Consider the following 1,735-nt stretch of genomic DNA (forward strand, 5'->3'; position numbering starts at 1 on the left):
AGGTCGGCCGCCGTCGCACCGGAGATCGTGGTGGAGACGTTGGACTTGGTGGAGTAACCGACGGTGGTCTGCAGCGCCTGGTTGGCGATCGACTTGGCGCTGTCGATCAGCTTCTGCAGCGAGGTGATGCCGGTGTTGGCAGCCTGCAGCACCTGCACGCCATTGGCGATGCCATCGAGCAGGTTGTTGATGTCGCTGGCGCGATTGTCGAGCGACTGGGCGGTGAAGAAGTTGGTCGGATTGTCCAGAGCCGAGTTGACACTCTTGCCGGTCGACAAGCGGCTCTGCGTGGTGGCGAGAAGATCAGCAGTAGATTGAAGAGAGAGCAGGTTCTGACGAACCGAGGATGAGAGGACGATACCGGACATTGAGTGTTACCCTTCTGGTACGCAACGCAACAAACTTCGATTAGGATTAATCGATGCCGGGACGGTGAACGCAGACGGCTAACAAAGCATGAAGCGTGTCGTGCGAGTCCTTGCGCGGATTCACCATATGCGTGATCGCGACGGATCGTGCCCGCTTCTATCGTCATGATCGGACGATGCTTTTCGATAAAGCGGCGGGCGTTTGCCACTTGTCAACCATAACTCAGAGTGAGCAATTCGCTGCATTCAATTGCATTGTCTCCATCTGAGCGCGTTGCTGCGGCGGCAGGACGTTTGCCATTTGTCAACCATAACGCGGAGCCGGCAACTCTCGGTCTTCGGGGGCTACGCCCTTATCTGAGTCAGCGGCATTCTGCTGCCGACGCAAAAAGAAAGCGGCGGGGCCGAAGCCCCGCCGCCCTTATCTTGCTTGCGATGTCGTCCGCGACTTAGCGGAGCAGCTGCAGCACGCTCTGCTGCGACTGGTTGGCCAGCGACAGCGCGGAGACCGCGATCGACTGGCGGGTCGACAGCGCCTGGCTGTTCGCCGCTTCGACGTTGGTGTCGGCCAGCGTCAGGTTCGACGAGCCGGTCTGCAGCACGTTGATCAGGTTCTTGTTGAAGTCCTGACGAACCTGCACGACCGAGAGGTTCGAACCGAGGCTCGAAGCCTCCGAGCGCAGTGTGCTCGACGCGGCGTTCAGGTTGGACAGCACCTTGTTGGTCGCGGAGTTGTCGATGAAGTCGACACCGGTGGTCAACGAGGCGAGGCCCAGACCCTTGGAGTTGTATGTCACGCCCGTGATGTTCAGGCTCGACTTGGCGGTCTCGTCGAACACCAGCTTGAGCTGATCGCCATTCAACAGGTTGACGCCGTTGAACGAGGAGTCCTGCGCAGTCGAGTCGATCTGGCTCAGGATGTTGTTGTACTGAGACACCAGGTTGGCGCGGGATGTCTGCGCAACCGTGTCCTGGACGGGGCTGGAAGCCGTCGAGAAGGTCAGAGCCTTGGTCAGCGTGCCGCCGATCGAACCACCCGCGGCGCTCGAACCGATGGTCGAGGACGCGTAGTCGTTGGTGGTCGAGACCGTCAGCAGGCCGTTGGCGTCGATCGTCGCCGTCAGGTTGTTGGCCTGGAGTTGACTATTGAGCTGATCGAGCGTCTTGACCGTACCATTGGTGCCGTCGCCGAAGGTGACGTTGACCGCCGTGCCGCCGTTGAAGGAGGAGAAGGTCAAGGTCTTGCCGGTGATGCCGCCGATGCCGGAGGTGCGGGCCGCAGTGAACGCGGTCGCCGTGCCGGTGTTGCCGGCGAGGCCGAGCACGTTCAGCGCGTTGCCGGTGCCCGTGACCGACAGGTCGGCATT

General features: G+C 60.9%; 1 protein-coding gene and 1 pseudogene. Both read right to left on the bottom strand.

Annotated elements, in window-relative coordinates:
- Nucleotides 1–368, bottom strand: a pseudogene (locus M2427_RS42015) (flagellin); the annotation flags it as partial.
- 449 nt (nucleotides 369–817) lie between these two features.
- Nucleotides 818–1,735, bottom strand: a 918-nt coding sequence (locus tag M2427_RS42020; protein WP_280712562.1) for a flagellin, incomplete at its 5' end; no start/stop codon positions are given.

Origin of the sequence: Bradyrhizobium sp. BR13661 (assembly GCF_029892425.1) — a bacterium.
In the GTDB taxonomy this organism is placed as follows: Bacteria; Pseudomonadota; Alphaproteobacteria; order Rhizobiales; family Xanthobacteraceae; genus Bradyrhizobium.